Below are 20,715 nucleotides of genomic sequence, written 5' to 3' on the forward strand. Positions count from 1 at the left end.
TCTGTCAGAAGCGGGCGCAATGTTAAAGTTAGATGGCGCATGAGTCAACCGCTTTTTTTCAATTTTTTCATTTATCTTTCTTCTGGCAAAGAAAGGTCGATTATATCATCAGTATCTGACGATTTTTCATCCGCATCATCTAATACCAGCTCCTTCTTGGCTTTTTTGAAGTTCAGCTTAGGTAAACCTAACTTTATTTTCTTGCCAGATTTGATAAACCAAAACACAAAAATCCCAATTAAAATCAAGCCAACATTAACGCTAACAGTAATAATCATGGCTTTGCGCTCTTTTTCTTCCTGTAGCGCTTTCAATCTAGCCTCTTCCGCCTCTCTCTCGGCTTTTTCTCTTGCCAGTTGTTCTGCTTCCATTGCGGCTAATTCTTCGGCGGTCGGTTCAGGGGGCGGCGGCGGGTCTGCTGTAAAGACCACAGGAGGCACACGGATCATGACATCACGGCCATTAATATCCTGTCCAAATGCATCAAGCTCGATTTTATAAGCGCCATCTTCATAGTTCATTAAAGGTTGCACCCGTATATCAGCACTTTCCTGATCAAGCGAGAATTGCTCTATTTCACCGTTGGGAAAATAAGCTTTGCCATTAAACACAAAACTTTCAAAGTTAATTTTATCGCTTTTAGGACCTATTTTAAGATGATGAAAATCGCCATTTACCACTGTAGTTTCAATACTGATATCAAAAGGTATCGGCTCTAAAATCAAAGGGTCCATCGTTAGCTCTCGATTAAATAAAGCCAAATCAAGATACATACTCGGCAACCATTCACCTGGCGGTAAATTCAAGCGATAAACACCTGTGAACTTGCCATCTTTTGGATATTGATCAAATTCTTTACCGTCATCGGCAAAGCTAGCGACTTTCGCGCTATCTGCGCCAAAGTTTTCGTATTCGCTATTATTAGTACTGGTAAAAGTGACATCCAAGCTGACAACGTCACTAAAGCTTTTATATTCAATAGGCCGACCAGCATTAGTTAAGCTGGCGTTAATTGTGATTGTTTCACCTTGAAACAAAATGGGAGGTAACGGCTCGGCACTGAGTTGAATATCAGACATCACCATTATTTTATTATGATCTTCTAACTTTCCGACAACCTGCCAAGGCCCAACCATAGGCTTGATCAGGCGGATCATGTCATACGTTTTATCGTCAAACCAATCGCCTTCTTCATCTTTAATCGTTGGTGCATAAAGTTTGCTGCCATCAGGACGGATTAAAATAACAGGAGATGAGCCGAATTTACGAAAAAAGATAAGGGTGACTTCGTCTACCGCGTAATCAATACGAAAACGATTATCAAGTAACTTAACACCATTGAAAGCGCCTTTACTGCCTAGCATGCTGATAACATCCAGTACGCTAGGGTCGTTTTTAGGCCAGTGTTCGCTGTCGTTAACCTCAACCGCTAATACGCTAGTTGGGCAACAACAACGCCAAATGATGATAATAATAGCCAACAGGCGAAGCATAGATTTTCCTATCTGATTACCTGAAGGGTTTTATTTTTATTCGTTTAGCCAAAGGCAACTGCCGCCTTTTTCTTTGACTAACGCTAAGCGCTCTTGGTGCGCTTGTATTTCTTCAGGTGTTGCTGTAATTATTGTTAATGGCGAACGGTTAGATGACACTCTGCGAATACCGCCTGATTCTGCGCCTTCGCTGCCCCCATCAGATGCTAAATTTAAATCCGTTTGTCCACCTGTCATTAACAGGTATACATCAGCTAATATTTCAGCATCAAGCAAAGCGCCGTGTAACGTTCGGTGTGAATTATCAATCCCATACCGGTCACAAAGTACATCCAAGTTATTCCGTTTGCCCGGGAACAACTTTTTCGCCATAACTAAAGTATCGGTAACAGTACAAATATCTTCAGTTTTTATATTGTAGCCATTTAACCTAAATTCATGATCCATAAAGCTAACATCAAACGGCGCATTATGAATGACCAAATCGGCACCTTTGATATAGTCAATGAATGACTGCCCTATTTCATTAAACATGGGTTTATCGGCGAGCATTTCATCGGTAATGCCGTGAACTTCTATCGCTTCAGGATCAACTAACCTATCTGGCTTAATATAAACATGAAAGTTATTACCGGTTAACCGGCGATTAATCACCTCCACGCAACCAATTTCAATAATACGATGGCCTTCATGAACGGGACCACCTTGATTCATACCTGTTGTTTCGGTATCGAGAACTATTTGACGAGACATATTTTGCCAACAATACAACGCACTTGGGTTGTAATCTTATTAACCTTGACTATCAATATACCGTATACTGCGCGACAAATTAAATGTTAGTCCCACAAATAACACAAACAAATGAAAAAAGTTTATCTCTATACTGATGGCTCCTGCTTGGGTAATCCAGGTCCTGGCGGCTACGGTGCTGTATTACGCTACGGCAAACATGAAAAAGAGTTGAGCCAAGGTTACCAATTAACCACGAACAACCGTATGGAGCTATTAGCAGCCATTGTTGGTTTAGAATCATTAACCGAGCCTTGCGATGTCACCTTAACAACTGACAGCCAATACGTTAAAAATGGTATTAATCAATGGATCCACGGCTGGAAGAGAAAAGGTTGGAAAACAGCAGATAAAAAGCCAGTTAAAAATGTTGATTTATGGAAACGTTTAGACGAAGCAGCTAACAAACATAAAGTAGACTGGCAGTGGGTCAAAGGCCATGCTGGCCATGCCGAAAACGAACGTTGTGATGATTTAGCCCGCGATGCTGCATCATCAAGTGAATTGCTAGAAGATAGCGGTTACGTGAGTTGATTAAATGTAACTATTTAGCATCTCAAGCTGCGGACTTCTAACCATTTATAATTGATAACACTATTAGCCTTATTTTGGCGGGACTTGGCTTACAAGTCCTACCATTGGTGCCTGCGTGGATGCAGGTACTTAGAATTTGTTGGAAACAAAACTCTGTAGTTTTGCTCTTCTAGTGAGAGGGGTTTGCAGGCTCAGCAAGCATAAATGCTCACCCAGTGTGTTACGAGTTACCAACAGTACAAGGAAGGCTGGAAGGTAACGCAACTATATAAAACATGATGGTTTGGCCCATCCCATCGGCATTCAGGTGCAGGTGGAAACCACCTTATGCGGCATTGGTTAAGAGTCACTGTCGTGAGCGATAAGGGAAAGGCAAACACAATGATTTGTCAGGTGTGAGTTAAAGAGACGAACAGCGTAGGTGTCGAAATATTTAACCGTTGCATCCCGAAACCAAGCTACTGGGTGGAGTTTGGGAAGAGCTTAGAGGCAACCTGATTACCAACTAAGCGGGAGCCGGCAAAGAGCTGACGTGAATTTAACTCGGGGTTTTATATGGAACGTAAGAACCAGTCGTTTTGATGTTAACAGATATCCTCGAATGGAAACCCCATGAGAGCCAAGTCTGAATGCAAAGCACTGGGGCGGAGCAATTCGTAGTAGTGATGATGATAGCTGTAATGGTTATCTAGCGAAGGGATTGCCTCGTTTTAAATGAAACTTTCATCAACTGCTGCAGCAGGAGGAATGATTGAATTCAGCAAAACCATTTAGTATTTCGAAATGGACAGTTTATGAAGCCTGGTTACGTGTAAGAGCCAACGGTGGAGCGGCAGGAATTGATGAGCAATCGATGAGTGATTTTGAACAGGACTTGAAGAAGAACCTGTACAAGATATGGAATCGAATGTCATCGGGCAGCTATTTTCCACCGACGGTGAAGCGTGTCGAAATCCCTAAGGATAAGGGCGTTCGAGTACTAGGCATACCCACGGTATCAGACCGAGTTGCACAGATGGTCGTCAAGATGGAGTTGGAGCCTGAATTAGAATCGGTATTCGATAATGATTCTTATGGTTACAGACCTAATCGCAGTGCACATGATGCATTAGCGATAACGCGCCAGCGGTGTTGGCGATACGACTGGGTGATTGATTTAGATATCAAAGGCTTCTTTGATAACTTGGACTGGGTGTTATTGGGCAAAGCGTTACGCAAACATACCAATAACCCATGGGTATTACTCTATATCGAACGTTGGCTTAAAGCGCCAATGGAAACCTCGGATGGTCAGATAATAGAGCGAACGAAAGGAACACCACAAGGAGGCGTGATAAGCCCATTGCTAGCCAATTTGTTTTTACACTACGCATTCGACAAATGGTTGCGAAGAGAACATCCACATGTTCAATTTGCACGCTATGCGGATGATGCAGTGGTTCACTGTCGTAGTGAGCAAGAAGCAAAGGCGTTAAAGCAAGCTATTGAGCAACGCATGTTAGATTGTTGTCTAGAATGTCATCCAGAGAAAACTAAACTGGTTTACTGCTTTGATGAAGGTAGACAAGAAGCACATGAAGTCATTAGCTTTGATTTTCTTAGTTACTGTTTCAGGCCAAGGTTAGTAAGGAATCGGTGGGGTCGCATGTTTGTTGGCTTTACACCTGCTATTAGCCCTAAAGCGAAACAGAAAATTAGAGAGAAAGTTAAAGCGCTCAAGCTACATAAGCAAACGGGGTTAACGATACAAGAGTTGGCGTATAAGCTTAATCCGATGATAAGCGGGTGGATAAATTACTTCAGTCGGTTTTGGAAAACAGCATTAAGGCCACTTATGTCTTGGATAAACCTTAAATTGTTGAAATGGGCGAAGAAGAAATACAAACGGCTGAAATTCAGTTACCAAAGAGCAAGAAAATGGATGCAAAGGGTGTGTAATACACAACCGTATCTATTTTCTCATTGGCAATTTGGTTGCAGGCCGTAAATGGTGAAACGAGAGGAGCCGTATGAATTGAGAGGTTCACGTACGGATCTGTGAGAGGCTGAGGGGGAAGCTCCCTCGGCCTACTCGACCCAAGACTTGATATTTCACAACGGTTATTTGCGACAAATGCCGGTAGATTAATTACCTAATTCAAAGTTATTAAACGATCTATGGCTTATCAATTTTATTACGCTGAATAGATACAATATAATAATCATCAGCCACGATTTCGCATTCTAACCGTTCCTACCTTCACCGTTTGTAGTTTAGGGTTTAACTTCCATTTCGGTTTAATTGGAGTTAACGGCAACTCACGCTTGCGCGCAATCAAAACATAAACAGCGCCAAAATAACTAAAGTGCTTATGGGTAAAACGGGTAATGCTTTTGTTTTTAATATAAGCTTTTTTCCAGATTAGTGAGCGCTGAACAAAACGTTGCTCTGATACGACCTGGCAACCGAGTAGATTAAGCCAATCAGTAACCCGATTAGGCGAAAAAAAACGCCCAGACCAAGGTAAGTCGTTTTTAAGTTTAGGGACGAATCGCCCCAAACCACATAAGCTAATCGGATTAAAGCCCGTAATAATTAAATAGCCATCTGGGATCAATATTCGATGGGCTTCACGCAATAATTGATGAGGGTCATGGGTAAAATCTAAATTATGCGCCAGCAAAACAGCGTCGATAGAATTTTCTCGAAAAGGTAAATGATGCCAATCAGCCTTTACTCCAATGTTTTTCCCACTGGTTGCGACATTCACTTGGTGCTTTATCGGGCTGGCAGAGCAATCAATTTCAGCACTTAAATGCCCTAGCTTGACCATATGATAACCAAACACTCGTGGTAACCACTGATTTAAATGCCGCTCAGTTTGCTTACGCAGCCATTTACCTTGAGGCAAGTCATCCCACGCATAGGGTTGATTATAGCGGTTATATTGTAAAGCGGGTTTCATCAATAAGCTTAATAACAATTAATTGATTGATTCGGTTTATACTGTGTAACAATCTTGTATGCAGTATTAGTTCAAAAGAAAGATAACCAATAAATTACGCTTATGCTGCCTTTTAAAAATAAAGGTATACAATAGCGTTAATAGCAATCTTTAAACTTAATATAGCAACTGCCATGATTTCAGTCACGCCCATACCCGCATTTAACGACAATTACATTTGGAAAATAAGTTCAACAAGGTCAAATGCTTGCGTTGTCGTTGATCCAGGTTGTGCTCAAGCAACACTGAACAACTTACAAAAACATGAGCAGACGTTAGCAGCAATATTAATTACCCATCATCACAAGGATCATATTGGTGGTATAAACAAACTGACTAAAGCTTTTCCTAACGCCAAAGTTTACGCGCCGCAACATCCAAATATTCCATTAAACAGCCAAATTATAAATTCAGCTTCTACCCTGACCCTGCCCGAACTCGAGATCGATTTGAATTGCTTGTTAGTACCTGGGCACACGCTTGATCATATCGCGTATTACTCTAGTGAGATTGGGTTATTTTGCGGAGATACGTTATTTTCTGCCGGCTGTGGTCGTATGTTTGAAGGCACGCCACCTATGTTCTTAGCTTCATTAACCACACTAGCTAATCTACCAAAAGACACGGCTGTTTATTGTGCCCACGAATACACATTAGCCAATCTTCAATTTGCGTTAACCATAGAGCCCGACAACCAAGTATTACAAGAAGTGCAAAAAACAGTTAATGAAAAGCGCCAAAAAAACATGCCTAGTCTGCCTAGCTCTATTGCCATTGAAAAAGCGATTAACCCGTTTTTACGTTGTCATTTGTCTCATATCCAACAACGAGTAGCTCACCTTTCAAACCAACTACTTACAAATGAAGTCGACACGTTTACGGCTATGCGTAAGCTAAAAGACTGTTTTTAAGTGTGAGTAGTTCAATAGGTGATCTGGCGCTGGCGGCTTAAGTTATAACAGTACAAAGTTGATTTCATCCTGCACTAACTTTACCATCGGTCATTAGTTGATTTTGTCTAAAACGTTTTATGAAAAATATTGTCCTATTAGTCGGTTTATTAAGTCTTGTCGGCTGTAAGCAACTAGACTTGTTAAAAACTAATAACGCGGCTGAAACGAATAAACAGCCTGTAAAAAATGAATTTTTAGCAACCGAAATTGATCCTAATGAGGATATTTTTTATTACGACGTCGCACTGCCTGAAGCCTATGTCAATCAATTACAAAATCCAGAGTTAACCAAACCAGTATTTGGTAATATCTGGCAACGCATTCAATCACAACTGACATTTGATATTCCCAATAATCGCCGCATTGCAATCCAAAAATCATGGTACGCACGCCACCCAGACTACTTAGAGCGTGTAGCAAAACGAGCTGAGCCGTTTTTATATCTCATTGTCGAAGAGATAGAAAAGCGCGGCTTACCGATGGAGCTCGTATTACTTCCAATCGTTGAAAGTGCTTTTGATCCCTTCGCCTACTCCCACGGCAGTGCTTCTGGTTTATGGCAATTTGTCCCCGATACTGGCGAGCGCTTTGGCCTTAAACAAAACTGGTGGTATGACGGTCGGCGCGATGTACTTGCAGCGACCCATGCTGCCCTAGATTACTTAACTTTTTTAAATAAAGAATTTGATGGCGATTGGTTACATGCGCTGGCAGCCTATAATTCGGGGGAAGGACGCGTCGCCCGCGCCATTAAGAAAAACTACAAAAATGGCGAAAACGTTGATTATTGGTCGCTGGAATTACCACGAGAAACCGATGCCTATGTTCCCAAATTATTGGCCTTAGCTGATATTATGCGACGCCCGCATGACTTTAAAATGCGTATGTACCCTATTGCTAATGTCAGTGTACTAGAACAAGTCAATGCACCTTCTCAGATTGATCTAGCTAAAGCAGCCAAGCTAGCGGATATGGACGTCAATGAATTACACGCGTTAAATCCTGGATACAATCGTTGGGCTACAGCGCCAGATGGGCCCCATACATTTTTACTTCCTATTGAAAAAGCTGAAGCCTTTAACAACGCGATTAAGAATATTGAGCCCAAGGCATTGGTAGCTTGGCAACGCTACAAAATTAAATCCGGCGACAGTTTAGGTAAAATAGCGAAACAACATAATGTCACGATAGAAAGCATTCGTACTGCAAATAATCTCAAAGGCAATATGATCCGCGTAGGTAAACACCTTTTGATTCCCGTAGCGGCAAAATCGGAAGATAGTTACGACTTTACTGTCGATCAGCGTTTAGCAAAAACGCAAACTAATGACCAAGGTAAAGCGAAAGCAGAACATATTGTCAAAAGCGGTGATACTTTTTGGGACATAAGCCGAAAACACAAAGTCAATGTCAGAGAACTAGCCAAGTGGAATAATATGGCGCCCGGAGATCCTATATTCCCAGGACAAAAGTTAGTTGTATGGAAGACTGCCCCGTCAGACAATCAACTTCTTGGTGAAGCGCCTACCGTTAAAAAAGTAAAGTATAAAGTTCGCAGCGGCGACTCATTAGCCAGAATTGCAAACAAATTTAATGTCACTATAAGCGACATCGAAAACTGGAATAAATTAAGTCGTAAAAACTACTTACAACCAGGGCAGTTATTGCAACTTTATGTGGATGTGACACGCATTTGATTTAACGACAAATCTATCCCGATCCATACCATGCAGCGCTAATTCAGCTAAAAGTGCTTAAAAGTAAAAAACGGTGATAACTTTAGATTACCACCGTTTTTTGTTTTATAAAATAATGCCAATAGTCAATGGCAACACTTAAACACTATCGTGATAACTTGACCATTATTCAATTCAAATAGCGCTAACTGAAATATTATCTAAGTAAGTTACCTGCCCGTCAGAACCTTCAATCAGCAATGTCACCTGATTAGACTGCTGAGTATTGAAATCCAAAGTATAAAGCGCAAACTGCTCGCTATGTACTTGGCGTTGAACTAGGGTTTTACCCATATCATCAATGACTTTTATAACAGCGCCTTGTTGAGCCGCTGATTTAGCATATAGATTAACCTGATAAGGTGAATTTAACTTGGTGCTCAGTTGCTGCTTAATTTTCCCCTTGGACAACTTGGCGCCCAATGCTTGGGTGTAACTAGCCCCATGCTCGTGAACAACCTCGGCTTGCCCTGACATAGCCCATCCCAACTGACCTTGCTCAAAGCCGGCGTTATCAACAAGATTGGCTTTACTTTCGACTAACTGATAACTTCTTACATAATCATAGTAAGCAGTATTGATTGACGGATCATCTAATTCAATTGCCGTGGGATAAGGTTGATGCTCTCCCGCAATTTTTTTAATCAGTTTGGGTTGCCAGTCATAGGTTTCAACCACCATACGTAACGACATAGGGCCGTTAAATGGCACTGAATCAATCTCATGGTTAAGGTCAACTGTACCCATTTTTTGCCCATCAAAATAAAAATGCACTTGATTGGGTGTCACCCACCACGCAGAGTAAACATGATAGTCTTGGTTTAACTTTACACCGGCATTATGTTTGGCGCCTTGCGACACATATTTGTCACCACGGCATTTGCCATTTTGCATAGATGTTGGCTTGTAATGCGTATTGGAATGCATGCGATTAGCCCACCATTCATTGGGCCAGCCTCCAATAGCCTCTAATATATCTATTTCAATTGAATGCCGCGTATCGCAATCGCTTGGATTTTCCGCTTTATCTGAATGCAACCAAAATGTGGTCGACATTTTAGTTTTAGACGCTTTAATTCGCGATTCAAAATAGCCGTAAGTGGCTTGATGAATACCTGCAACAGCGGCACCGCCCATGGTATAGCCGTCAGCATCTTTTGCGTAAGTCGAGGTTTTTAATTGCAATACACCATTATTAACCGCCACATTGTCAGGTAAAAATCTTGCTGGTCTGCGCCCTTTCCAAGTTTTAATTTGATTGTGCCATTTACTCGAGTCTAATTCAGTGCCATTAAATTCATCAGACATCACCTCAACTTTTCGCCATTCAAAACCAATAGGAGGTTCGGGCAAGTAACTAGGCAAATAGCTTGGAACATTAACTGATAACGAGTTTGAAGTAGTAGAAGCTATAGGCGTGCAAGCCGTAACTAGCCCCACTAAACTCAAACTAAAAATAGGAAATTTGTACATAATAAATAAACTTACAATTAATACAGCGTCAACTAAAAAGCCACCCTAAGGTGGCTTTTTAGTTGACGCTAAACTTGATAAAAACGAGCGGCATTTAAGCCGAAAACTTTGTCATAATCTTCGGGGTATTCCTTTTTAACAAACTCGTCTACTATATTTTTAATTTGCTGATAACTACCACCTAACAAACATACTGGCCAATCAGAACCAAACATTACGCGATCAGCGCCAAATGCGTTAAAAATAACCTTTAGGTAGGGTATAAAATCTTCAGTTTGCCAATTATTAAAATCGGCTTCCGTGACCATTCCAGACACTTTGCAATAAATATGCTGATGCTGAGCTAATTGCTCAATGTTAGCCTGCCAAGCCGAAAAGTCTTCGCCTGTCGCTATTTTAGGTTTAGCAATATGATCGACAACCAAGCGCATTTCAGGTAAGGACTCAACTAACTTTAAAGTTTGCGGTAATTGGTGAGCAAAAATCAAAATATCGTAACTATAACCCGACTCAGCTAACGTTTTAATCCCTTGGATAAAATCGTCAGCAAGCATAAAGTTAGGGTCGACTTCATCTTGTAATACATGACGAAAGCCCACTAACTTGCGACTATTTTTATATTGCGCAAGCAATTGAGGTAGCTGCGCAGATCTTAAGTCAATCCAGCCAACTACGCCCTTGATTTGTGGATACTCATCAGCAAGTGACAACAACCAGTTCGTTTCCTGTTGCGTTTGACGAGCTTGCACAGCAATACAAGCGTCTAATTGATTGCTTGCTAACTCTTGCGCTAAGTCCTCAGGCAAAAAGTCTCGTTGCAAAATACTTAATTCTTCGCTTATCCAGCCATATTCCGCTTTTGAGTACTGCCAAAAATGTTGATGAGAATCGATACGCATCAATGACTAATCCATTTCAACAACAGCTTTGATCACGCCAGTTTCTGGCTTAACCCAAGTTTGAAAACGATCTATTAACTCACTGAATTTTGCGGTATGGGTAACGAACGCATTACTTTTAACTGAACCGTCGCGTAAACAAGCAACTACATGTTCAAAGTCTTCTTTAGTGGCATTACGGCTACCTAATAATGTAGTTTCGCGTTTATGAAACTCAGGATCATCAAATGCAACACTGGCTTTAACAACACTAACAAATACAATACGGCCGCCATGTGCTAGGTTATAAAAAGCGGACTCCATAGCTTTAACATTGCCAGTACAATCAATAATCACTGATGGCATTTCACCTTCAGTTAAATCAGATAACTGAGCACCAACATCTCCCAATGCATCAACCGTAGCAACGTTATATTGTTCTTCACAAAATTTGCGCTTGTCATCACGTACATCTGCAATCATGCACTGAGCACCCTGCACTTTAGCAAACTGCAGCGCGCCAATACCAATAGGGCCAGCGCCAAGTACTAAGACTTTGTCATCTTCGGTAATTTGCGCACGTCGAACTGAATGAGCACCAATCGCTAAACATTCAATTAATGCCATATCATTGAATGCTAACCCTTCAGCGACAACAACGGCAGACTCAGGCACACATAAATATTCACACATGCCACCATCGCGATGCACACCAACGACTTCAATATTGGTACAACAGTTAGGCTTACCCTTCTTACAGGCAACACACTCGCCACAGCTTAAATAAGGAATAATGTAAACCGGAGAATCGATAGCGAGCTCAACACCGTCACCTACACTCTCAACTGTTCCAGCTAGTTCGTGTCCTAATACACGCGGGTATTCAAAATAAGGTTGATTACCACCATAAGCATGTATATCAGTACCGCAAATACCAATAGAACGAATTTTAACTAATACCTCACCAGCCTTGGGTGTTGGCTTTTCAAACTGCTGAGATTCAAGAACGCCCGGTTCTACACATACTATGGTTCTCATTCAAAACTCCATAAGGAAAAATCTAACATCACATCTAATCTACAAACAATAGTAACATCTATATACAAAAAAGCTAACTATTATTTTGCATATAAATCCATGCATTTATATACAACCCATAATTAAAATACCAAATACTAAGATAAAAAGTTCATAACAAAACAGTGGAAACTAAACACATTTTACTTTAAACAATAATTCGATAAGGCAAAAAACAGAATAACAACACTAGCTATTATGTTTGCTTTTATTGCTTAAAATTGATTAATACAAAATCAGTTTCAATAAAGTTTAATAGAGATAAAAAATAAATAGCATCAAATAAACTCAAATCGTGATCACACTTTCGCCTTATATTCCCTCATTTACTCCAAGCCAAACAAAACCAACACATTAATTATATACATCAATTTGAATTTACATTTAAATTTACTAAATTTATACTTTTTACATACAAAAATAATAAACAAGATAAGTACGCCCAAAATAATTTAATAAGAGGTAGTCAAAGAAATGTTCCAACAACTAACCAAAACACTAGCCGTGGCATCATTAATTTTAATTAGCAGTAACAGCTTAGCGTTTAGTAACGATCCCGTTTCTAGTTATATTCATAATGGCCAACCTGTTGGTGCATGGAAGCTGTCCATCGGCAATGCAATGAACTATTACATTCCGATGAAAGAAATGGAGGCTAAAACAGAGCGAGGTAATTTAGAGATTACCCCAACAAAAAAGCAAAGTGACAATGATGCAATCAATATCAAATGGCGAGGAAAAAAAGTTAAAAATGAGTGGGGAGGCAATACCCTCGGAGATAGCTTTGTCGCTATCGGAAAAAATAAAATTGATTTAGAACCAGTCAAAGATCTCGCTGCTCTGGTTTTAGACCTTCGTGTATTACGCTCTCCTAATGAAAATGTCACGTTAACCATGCAATGTAAGTACTCTAATAAGTGCAAGGGTACTTATCACTTAAAATCGATATTAAAAAAGCTACCGAAAAAAGAATGGACTTACCTTCCCATCCCTTTGAATTGTATAGGACAAGGTGATTTCGATTTTAGTGCAATTACCAACTTTTCGATTGCAACCCAAGGTAAGTTAGAAATTGAAGTGGCTAATATTGGTTTAACCGGATTACAAGAAGGCGATAAAGGCTGCGCGAAATAGCCTAAGTTAAACAGGGTACTTCTGAAATGGCTGAAAAAGAATAAGATTACCGAGATTTTTAACCCTAGTTGAAGTCAAATAACCCCCTGCCACCAATATAAATAACAAAGCCGGAATAGATACTTTTATCTACTCCGGCTTTTTACAAAGACTGTTTATTCAGTATCAAATCGGCAAGATACTGAATAGGCTTTTAGAACTTACGGACGACACCATACGTAAGCGCTTTAGAAATTTCTTCAGCCGCTTTTCTTAACTCTTCAACAACGTCCTCAATGCCAACGACTTCAGGAATACGTTGAATAAAAGGAATGGTTAAAGTTGCAACCGCGTGATCAGTGTCAATAATCGGGAAAGACAAATCAGTCACGCCTTGAACAAAGGCACTTTGCGCACGTAAATACCCTTGTTTCGACACTTTTTTACAATCACTTAAAAACTCATTGATCTCTTTTTCATCATGATGCTTACGCAACATATTGATCATTGATTCTTTCTTCTCAGGTGATTGATGTGAGAACAGGACTCGACCCGAAGCGGTTGTCGCAATAGGTCCACGATAACCAACACGTACCGAATAAGAAATGCTACTTGGCGTTTCTACACGGGCAATAACAACAATTTGTTCTTGAGATTCAACCGCAATGTGACAAGACATCGACGTCTTTTCAGCTAATTCGCGCATAATAGGTTGCGCATACTCAAGAATATCTTTAATCGGTTCATGCTCAGTACCTAACTGTAATAACCTGCGGGTTACTTGATAGCCGTCAGTACCTTCGTTTTTTTCAATATATCCGCGCTGCTCCAAGACTAAAATCATTCGATAAATTTCAGCATTTGAACGGCCTAAACGCTCAGCGATTGTCGAGGTGCTAAGCGGTGTAGAATCGGCTGAAAGGAGTTCGAGTATATCTAACCCTTTTTCAAGTGCCGGTGCGGAATATTTCTTAGTTTTATTTTCCATCAGACAAACCTTAAATAAAAATGACGTTGTGTTCCAAACTGCTCTGCTATTAACACAGCTAAAATTTATATATGAGTTTTAACAAATTCAAATACAAACATCCATGACTTAATCCCAATTCTAATTATATATACAGGGTTGTCGACCTTTTTATGAGTGAATATAGCTAATTCCGATGACAAAATAATCGAAAAACACCTATCAATTAGAAAATAAAATTATATGTGAAATAACAATATAGGATGCACATTCACCATATACAAACTTCACACCCTAAAAGTTTCACGAAAACATATCTTAATACAATCATTAAACACCGAAATATAACGAAATTAACTGTATAAAGATGATTTACTGCGTCAACACATTGTTAACCATCATCATTAAACGCTATACTCACTTAGCAAAAATTAACTTTATGTTTATATTTGATTTATGTAGTTTATATAGATACCAAAAAAGCAAACCAACCTCATAGACGTATGACAACAATGAAACTCTTAAAAAAAATACCGATTGTGCTATTAGCATCTAGCTTAGCTGCTTGCCAAGTAACATCGATTTTCAATTCCGATAGTTCTAATTCATCCAAAGAAATAGCAAAAAAACAAAACGTCAGCAAAAAAATGAACGTTTTGTACATAATGACAGACGATCATGCAGCCCGAGCAGTAGGCGCTTATGGTGGAAGGTTTGCCAGTTTAAATCCAACACCTAATTTAGATAAATTGGCCAGTGAAGGCATGCTATATAAAAATGTTTTTGTCACCAACTCAATATGCGCTCCCAGTAGAGCAACTATATTGACAGGTCAATATAGTCAAACTAACGGTGTAATGGATTTAATAGGCTCAATTGGCAAAGAACAGCAACATTTGCCCAATTTAGTTAAACAAGCTGGCTATGAAACTGCAATCATAGGTAAATGGCACTTAAAAAAAGAACCCGCTGCATTCGACTATTACGAAGTGTTAAAGCTGCAAGGCAAATACTTTGACCCTGATTTTAGAGTGCGGGGTGACAAACCTTGGCCACAAAATCAAACCCAGTACAAAGGTCATTCTTCTGACGTTATTACAAACCTAAGTATTGACTGGTTAAAAAATAGAAATTCAGACAAACCTTTCTTTTTAATGCATCAATTTAAAGCACCTCATGACTACTTTGAATATGCACCGCGTTATGAAAGTTATTTAGCCGATGTCGACATTCCTGAACCGAGTGATATGTATGAATGGCACGAAAAGTTTGGCTCTGTTGCTACGCGTGGCGAAAACGACTCTCTGATTTCTGAAATCGGTACGTCAATCTCAAAACGAAATACACGTCGTAACATGGGTGAAGATCTGAAAATAGATACAGGTCTTCCAAACAAAGAGTTCACTCGTCAAACATATCAAAAATTCCTTAAAGCTTATTTACGCTGTGTGAAGGGCGTTGACGACAATATTGCCCGTTTAATTCAAACGCTTAAAGATATGGGTGAATATGAAAACACGATTATAATTTATACTTCTGATCAAGGCATGATGCTAGGTGAGCACGATTATCAGGATAAACGTTGGATGTGGGATCCTTCTATCCACATGCCATTTATCGTGCACGATCCTCGCATGAAAAATCCTGGACGCACTTCTGATTTAATCATAAACAACACAGATTTTGCTCCGTTTATGCTTGATTTAGTCGGGTTAGACACACCAGATTATATGCATGGCCGCAGTTTCGCAGCCACTCTGCAAGGTGAAACTCCAAAAAACTGGCGCACCGCAAGCTATTACCGCTACTGGTCACATCGTAAATATCATGATGTCCCTGCTCATTTTGGTGTGCGCACAGAAGACTACAAATTGATTTTTTATTACGGTCAAAACTTTTTAGAGCCTTCAGCCCCTTTCTACCAACGAAAATGGAGCCAACAAACGGGTAAAAATCCAAATGCAACACCGACACCGGCTGCATGGGAATTATATGATTTACGCAAAGACCCACAAGAAACGAAAAATGTTTATCACGAACCACAATATGCAGGCATTATTGCAAAGCTGAAAAAAGAACTTATCCGTCAACGTGAAATGTATAACGAAACCGACGTGAATTACCCTCAGTTACAAAAGATTATCGATAAGCATTGGCATGATTAATCAAAGGTCGTCCAAGCCTTATAAATAACGAAAAAGAGAGCCAAACGGCTCTCTTTTTATTTTATAGCGACTCTTTTCTCTGCATTGGGTGGATCGGAGAGATAGAATCAGAAAACAATAAACTCTGCGATATAGTCAAAGCGATCGAGTTTTAGGGGAAGCCGTCAAGCTTTGAAACCCCATGAGCATATGCTCTACTATGTGATTGGGGCGAGTAAGCGCTGACAATGAACCATAAGACTTGAGCGAGAAGACTATAGATAGGCGCCGATTAAGGCGAGTTGATAAACTTCCTTGCTAACCAATAATCTATGCTAACGTAACGTCCGCCACCATAAAAAAACAAAACTAAAAACATAATGAAGTAGGTGATCGCAAATTCAATACCATTGTTCAAAATGACAAATGAGCCACTGCTCGTCAACCAATCGTAATTTCCGTACTCTTGCAAAATACTCTTGGCCATCGCCAATTTTTCTTGCGCGGCAATAACATTATCATTAGCTAACCAACTACTACCATCGGCTATCGCTAACCAGCCGTTTTGCCAATGCACACTAAAAGCCGCAACCAACATAGTGATCATCAGTGGAATACTCACCCAGCGCGTGGCAAGGCCAATTAAAATAAGTATGCCGCCAACTAACTCAGTCACCATAGCTAAAAAAGCCATCACACTAGGCAATATAAACCCTAAATAACTAAACCACTCCACCACACCTTCAAATCCAACGTATTTATTGTAACCCGCTTGGATCATTATCGGTGCAAGATACAAACGTAACGCCAAGGGCGCTAAACCTTCAGCGACTTTAGTTTTATCAAGGTAATGGTGAAACGGTAAATAAAAACGAGAAATCAACTGAATGTCCTAAAATAAAAAGCAATTAACCTGATCGTAAAGACCGCTAATCGCAACAATAACTTTCGCCCTACTTGTGAAAATAGTTGTAGCGCCAATAACCTTGCAGGCATGTATTACTTATAGCTAATTAAACCTGAATATCTAGCCGCATCGAGCTAAAAATTGATTACAATATCAAGCTATTAACAGTGTTATTAGTTCAGGAATCATGGCGCAAGCAAGTATATTTTCACCAGCCATACCGTCGTTAAAAAAACGAGGCGATCACATCCGTTGGGGCAATTTAGCCGGTAGTAGTCTAGCCATCGCGTTAAACCATGCCGCAGCCCAAAGCAACAACCCTTTTGTGGTGATCACCCCTGATACACCATCAGCATTAAGGTTAACGGACGAGCTTAACGCGTATGCGAAAAATACAGGGCTTGGTGTCTTTTATTTTCCGGATTGGGAAACATTACCCTACGATACATTTTCACCGCATCAGGATATTATTTCGCAACGGCTAGCCACGCTAAATAATTTACAAATGGGTCAAGCTGGGATTTACGTTGTTTCCGCCAGTACAGCACTCGCTTATCAAGCACCCCAATCTTTTTTTAGTCAGTATTCGTTAATACTAAAACAAGGGCAAACGGTTGATATTAACGCAATGCGCGATAGGCTATCTAACGCTGGCTACAGAGCGGTTGATCAAGTCATGGAGCATGGTGAATATTCACTGCGAGGCTCTATTCTCGATTTATACCCAATGGGCAGTGACTCGCCATTTAGGCTCGATTTTTTTGACGACGAGTTAGACACAATTCGCCAATTTGATCCTGAAACACAACGCTCATCAGAAACCATTAAGCTTATTGAGCTTTTGCCTGCTCATGAATTCCCAACCGATAAAAAAGCCATAGAACTGTTTCGTCGCCAATACCGCGAATTATTTGACGCTAACACCGACAAAGAATCTATTTACTATCAGGTCAGTAAAAATATCATGCCAGCAGGCATAGAATATTATTTGCCATTATTTTTTGAACAATGCCAAACCTTATTTGATTACTTACCTCAAGATACACAAATTGCATTTGCTAACGATGTCAAAGACAAATTAGTCACGTTTGCTGCCGACGTTGAAAATAGATACCAAGACCGACGTTATGACACCAATCGACCATTATTAAAACCTGAATTATTGTTTTTAAAACATGATGTTTTTTTTCAACAACTAGGTCAATTCAACCGCATTGAATATACAACCAGCGAGATTGAAGAAAAAGCCGGACGCTACAATTACCTAACCGATAAAGTGGCAGATATCGCCATTGATGGCCAAGCTAAAGATCCTTACAAAGCGTTTAATGCGTTTATACAAGAACAACAACATGTTGTCATACTTTGCGAAAGTGAAGGCCGCCGCGAAACCATTCTTGAATTGCTAGCCAAAGGTAAATTAAAAGTAAAACAATTTAAGTCACTCAATGAATATCTAAAACAACCACATTCATTGGGCATATGTGTCACCGCGTTAGAACATAGCTTTATCGCCGAGCAAAATAACCAGCCAATTGCTTTTATTTGCGAATCAGAATTATTGGGTAATCGTGTAAAGCAAAGGCGCAGACGGCGTGGCAAAGGTGAAGTCACTACCACCGAAAATATTGTCAAAAACCTAGCAGAGTTAACCTCTGGCCAACCTGTGGTGCATGTTGACCATGGTGTCGGTCGCTACCTCGGCTTACAAACAATCGACGCAGGTGGCATGCCAACTGAATTTCTAACCATTGAATATGCCGACTCTAAGCTTTATGTGCCCGTAGCAAGCCTACATTTAATATCTCGCTATTCGGGTGCTGATGTTGACAACGCGCCATTACACAAGCTTAGCAGTGACGCATGGCAAAAAGCTAAAAAGAAAGCCGCAGAAAAAGTGCGAGATGTTGCAGCTGAATTACTCGATGTTTATGCTAAACGCGCAACCAAAAAAGGCTTTAAGTTCAATCTTGATAAGCAAAGCTACCAACAGTTTTCTGCCGGTTTTCCATTTGAAGAAACAGACGACCAGCAAAACGCCATTAATCATGTAGTCAATGATATGCTATCGGAACAAGCAATGGATCGTTTAGTTTGTGGTGATGTTGGTTTTGGTAAAACCGAAGTTGCCATGCGCGCAGCCTTTATCGCGGTAAACGAAAGTAAGCAAGTTGCCGTACTCGTTCCCACCACCCTGCTCGCTCAACAGCATTACGAAAACTTTAAAGACAGATTTGCTAACTGGCCTGTCAAAGTCGAAGTGCTATCACGCTTTAAAACCGCGAAAGAGCAAAAAGCCGTTTTACAAGAATTAGCCGATGGCAAAGTTGACATCGTCATAGGGACACACAAACTGCTGCAAGCCGATGTCAACTACCACAACTTGGGATTATTAATTGTTGATGAAGAACACAGGTTCGGTGTTAGACAAAAAGAAATCATCAAAAAGCAGCGAGCTAATGTTGATATTTTAACGTTAACGGCAACGCCTATTCCAAGAACATTAAATATGTCGATGAGTGGCATGCGCGATTTATCCATTATCGCCACGCCGCCAGCGAAACGCTTAGCGGTTAAAACTTTTGTTCGCCAACATCAAGATGCACTCGTTAAAGAAGCGCTAACCCGTGAAATTATGCGTGGTGGCCAAGTTTATTTCCTGCATAATAGTGTCGAGACCATAGAAAAAACCGCAGCTGATCTGCAAAAATTATTGCCGGATGCTCGAATTGTCACGGCTCACGGGCAAATGCGTGAACGAGAGCTAGAACAAGTCATGTCAGACTTCTACCATCAACGTTTTAATGTGCTGGTATGTACCACCATCATAGAGACGGGTATCGATGTGCCCACCGCCAACACCATAGTTATTGATCGCGCCGATCATTTTGGCCTAGCCCAGTTGCATCAATTGCGAGGGCGTGTCGGGCGCTCACATCATCAAGCGTACGCTTATTTGCTAACGCCGCATCCTAAAGCCATGACCAAAGATGCGGTGAAGCGACTAGAAGCCATTGAATCTCTCGAAGATTTGGGTGCAGGTTTTGCGCTCGCTACCCATGATTTAGAAATACGTGGTGCCGGTGAATTACTGGGTGATGAACAAAGTGGCCAAATTCAAACCGTTGGCTTTACTTTATACATGGAAATGCTCGATAAAGCGGTAGCCGCGTTAAAACAAGGCAAAGAGCCCGCACTCGATGATGTACTTAAGGAACAAACTGAAGTCGAACTGCGTTTACCTGCGTTGATCCCTGAAGATTACGTGCCTGATGTTAGCCTGCGATTGTCCTTATACAAAAAAATCGCCAGTTGCCAAGAATTAGCTGAAGTCGAAGATACTCATGTTGAATTAATTGACCGGTTTGGCCTACTCCCGCAACCAGCGAAAAACTTATTACAGGTAGCTAAGCTAAAACTGCAAGCGGACAACATAGGTATTAGAAAAGTCGAGGCAGGCCCCAAAGGTGGCTTGATCGAATTTAACAAAGACACTAAAGTCGACCCAGAAAAAATAATTGCGTTGATCCAATCAGCCCCCACTGTTTTCTCATTTGCAGGGCCTGAAAAAATTCGCTTCAATCTTGAAATAGAAGAAGCTAATGAACGGATTAAATTTGTAGAACAACTTATTACAGACTTATCAGGAAAAGCTGCCTAAATT

Annotated in this window: 15 protein-coding genes; 7 read left to right on the forward strand and 8 right to left on the reverse strand. The window is 40.5% G+C overall.

What is annotated here, in order from left to right; all coding sequences use genetic code 11:
• Window positions 1–71 precede the first annotated feature (71 nt).
• Both C2869_RS15995 and dnaQ read right to left on the reverse strand, forming a co-directional pair.
• On the reverse strand, window positions 72–1,493 hold the full coding sequence (locus C2869_RS15995) for a TIGR03503 family protein (protein WP_108603900.1): 1,422 nt from the start codon (window positions 1,491–1,493) through the stop codon (window positions 72–74).
• Window positions 1,494–1,529: 36 nt separating this feature from the next.
• Window positions 1,530–2,246 (reverse strand): DNA polymerase III subunit epsilon, encoded by a 717-nt coding sequence (dnaQ, locus tag C2869_RS16000; RefSeq protein ID WP_108603901.1) that lies wholly within the window; start codon window positions 2,244–2,246, stop codon window positions 1,530–1,532.
• A gap of 111 nt (window positions 2,247–2,357) precedes the next feature.
• Here dnaQ and rnhA point away from each other — a divergent pair, with 111 nt between their 5' ends.
• Window positions 2,358–2,819: a ribonuclease HI gene (rnhA, locus tag C2869_RS16005; RefSeq protein ID WP_108603902.1), complete on the forward strand. Its 462-nt coding sequence runs from the start codon at window positions 2,358–2,360 to the stop codon at window positions 2,817–2,819.
• 751 nt (window positions 2,820–3,570) lie between these two features.
• Entirely contained in the window at window positions 3,571–4,806 is a 1,236-nt protein-coding gene (gene ltrA, locus C2869_RS16010; RefSeq protein ID WP_108601131.1) for a group II intron reverse transcriptase/maturase, read from the forward strand.
• 217 nt (window positions 4,807–5,023) lie between these two features.
• Here ltrA and C2869_RS16015 read toward each other — a convergent pair whose 3' ends face one another.
• Window positions 5,024–5,764 carry a class I SAM-dependent methyltransferase gene (locus C2869_RS16015; RefSeq protein ID WP_108603903.1) on the reverse strand — a complete coding sequence of 247 codons (741 nt, stop codon included), beginning with the start codon at window positions 5,762–5,764 and terminating at the stop codon, window positions 5,024–5,026.
• Between the two features lie 173 nt (window positions 5,765–5,937).
• Between C2869_RS16015 and gloB the strand changes: the two genes are divergently transcribed.
• Both gloB and C2869_RS16025 read left to right on the forward strand, forming a co-directional pair.
• Window positions 5,938–6,714: a hydroxyacylglutathione hydrolase gene (gene gloB, locus C2869_RS16020; RefSeq protein ID WP_108603904.1), complete on the forward strand. Its 777-nt coding sequence runs from the start codon at window positions 5,938–5,940 to the stop codon at window positions 6,712–6,714.
• Window positions 6,715–6,833: 119 nt separating this feature from the next.
• The gene (locus tag C2869_RS16025; RefSeq protein ID WP_108603905.1) at window positions 6,834–8,453 is read left to right on the forward strand and encodes a LysM peptidoglycan-binding domain-containing protein; all 1,620 of its coding nucleotides are present in this window, start codon (window positions 6,834–6,836) and stop codon (window positions 8,451–8,453) included.
• 174 nt (window positions 8,454–8,627) lie between these two features.
• Here the strand turns inward: C2869_RS16025 and C2869_RS16030 are convergent, their stop codons facing one another.
• From C2869_RS16030 to C2869_RS16040, 3 genes are all read right to left on the reverse strand, one after another.
• A complete protein-coding gene (locus tag C2869_RS16030) occupies window positions 8,628–9,965 on the reverse strand; it encodes a family 16 glycosylhydrolase (protein WP_108603906.1) in 1,338 nt (445 codons plus the stop codon).
• 68 nt (window positions 9,966–10,033) lie between these two features.
• On the reverse strand, window positions 10,034–10,864 hold the full coding sequence (locus C2869_RS16035; RefSeq protein WP_108603907.1) for an amidohydrolase family protein: 831 nt from the start codon (window positions 10,862–10,864) through the stop codon (window positions 10,034–10,036).
• Window positions 10,865–10,870: 6 nt separating this feature from the next.
• On the reverse strand, window positions 10,871–11,881 hold the full coding sequence (locus C2869_RS16040; protein ID WP_108603908.1) for a zinc-binding alcohol dehydrogenase family protein: 1,011 nt from the start codon (window positions 11,879–11,881) through the stop codon (window positions 10,871–10,873).
• Window positions 11,882–12,394: 513 nt separating this feature from the next.
• On the opposite strand from C2869_RS16040, the gene C2869_RS16045 reads away from it, so the two are divergent.
• On the forward strand, window positions 12,395–13,054 hold the full coding sequence (locus tag C2869_RS16045; protein ID WP_108603909.1) for a putative glycoside hydrolase: 660 nt from the start codon (window positions 12,395–12,397) through the stop codon (window positions 13,052–13,054).
• 193 nt (window positions 13,055–13,247) lie between these two features.
• Here the strand turns inward: C2869_RS16045 and C2869_RS16050 are convergent, their stop codons facing one another.
• Window positions 13,248–14,021, reverse strand: coding sequence for an IclR family transcriptional regulator (locus C2869_RS16050; protein ID WP_108603910.1), 774 nt, complete (start codon window positions 14,019–14,021; stop codon window positions 13,248–13,250).
• 491 nt (window positions 14,022–14,512) lie between these two features.
• On the opposite strand from C2869_RS16050, the gene C2869_RS16055 reads away from it, so the two are divergent.
• Complete coding sequence (locus tag C2869_RS16055; RefSeq protein ID WP_108603911.1) at window positions 14,513–16,165, forward strand: sulfatase family protein; 1,653 nt, start codon at window positions 14,513–14,515, stop codon at window positions 16,163–16,165.
• 271 nt (window positions 16,166–16,436) lie between these two features.
• Here C2869_RS16055 and C2869_RS16060 read toward each other — a convergent pair whose 3' ends face one another.
• On the reverse strand, window positions 16,437–17,027 hold the full coding sequence (locus C2869_RS16060) for an HvfX family Cu-binding RiPP maturation protein (RefSeq protein WP_228710685.1): 591 nt from the start codon (window positions 17,025–17,027) through the stop codon (window positions 16,437–16,439).
• A gap of 211 nt (window positions 17,028–17,238) precedes the next feature.
• Between C2869_RS16060 and mfd the strand changes: the two genes are divergently transcribed.
• Complete coding sequence (mfd, locus tag C2869_RS16065) at window positions 17,239–20,712, forward strand: transcription-repair coupling factor (protein WP_108603913.1); 3,474 nt, start codon at window positions 17,239–17,241, stop codon at window positions 20,710–20,712.
• Window positions 20,713–20,715: the final 3 nt, after the last annotated feature.

Origin of the sequence: Saccharobesus litoralis, assembly GCF_003063625.1 — a bacterium.
GTDB lineage: Bacteria > Pseudomonadota > Gammaproteobacteria > Enterobacterales > Alteromonadaceae > Saccharobesus > Saccharobesus litoralis.

Excerpts from the sequence above, each read along its gene's own strand:
- C2869_RS15995 (WP_108603900.1), bottom strand. The coding sequence starts at position 1,493 with ATGCTTCGCCTGTTGGCTATTATTATCATCATTTGGCGTTGTTGTTGC.
- dnaQ (WP_108603901.1), bottom strand. The coding sequence starts at position 2,246 with ATGTCTCGTCAAATAGTTCTCGATACCGAAACAACAGGTATGAATCAA.
- rnhA (WP_108603902.1), top strand. The coding sequence starts at position 2,358 with ATGAAAAAAGTTTATCTCTATACTGATGGCTCCTGCTTGGGTAATCCA.
- C2869_RS16015 (WP_108603903.1), bottom strand. The coding sequence starts at position 5,764 with ATGAAACCCGCTTTACAATATAACCGCTATAATCAACCCTATGCGTGG.
- gloB (WP_108603904.1), top strand. The coding sequence starts at position 5,938 with ATGATTTCAGTCACGCCCATACCCGCATTTAACGACAATTACATTTGG.
- C2869_RS16025 (WP_108603905.1), top strand. The coding sequence starts at position 6,834 with ATGAAAAATATTGTCCTATTAGTCGGTTTATTAAGTCTTGTCGGCTGT.
- C2869_RS16030 (WP_108603906.1), bottom strand. The coding sequence starts at position 9,965 with ATGTACAAATTTCCTATTTTTAGTTTGAGTTTAGTGGGGCTAGTTACG.
- C2869_RS16035 (WP_108603907.1), bottom strand. The coding sequence starts at position 10,864 with ATGCGTATCGATTCTCATCAACATTTTTGGCAGTACTCAAAAGCGGAA.
- C2869_RS16040 (WP_108603908.1), bottom strand. The coding sequence starts at position 11,881 with ATGAGAACCATAGTATGTGTAGAACCGGGCGTTCTTGAATCTCAGCAG.
- C2869_RS16045 (WP_108603909.1), top strand. The coding sequence starts at position 12,395 with ATGTTCCAACAACTAACCAAAACACTAGCCGTGGCATCATTAATTTTA.
- C2869_RS16050 (WP_108603910.1), bottom strand. The coding sequence starts at position 14,021 with ATGGAAAATAAAACTAAGAAATATTCCGCACCGGCACTTGAAAAAGGG.
- C2869_RS16055 (WP_108603911.1), top strand. The coding sequence starts at position 14,513 with ATGAAACTCTTAAAAAAAATACCGATTGTGCTATTAGCATCTAGCTTA.
- mfd (WP_108603913.1), top strand. The coding sequence starts at position 17,239 with ATGGCGCAAGCAAGTATATTTTCACCAGCCATACCGTCGTTAAAAAAA.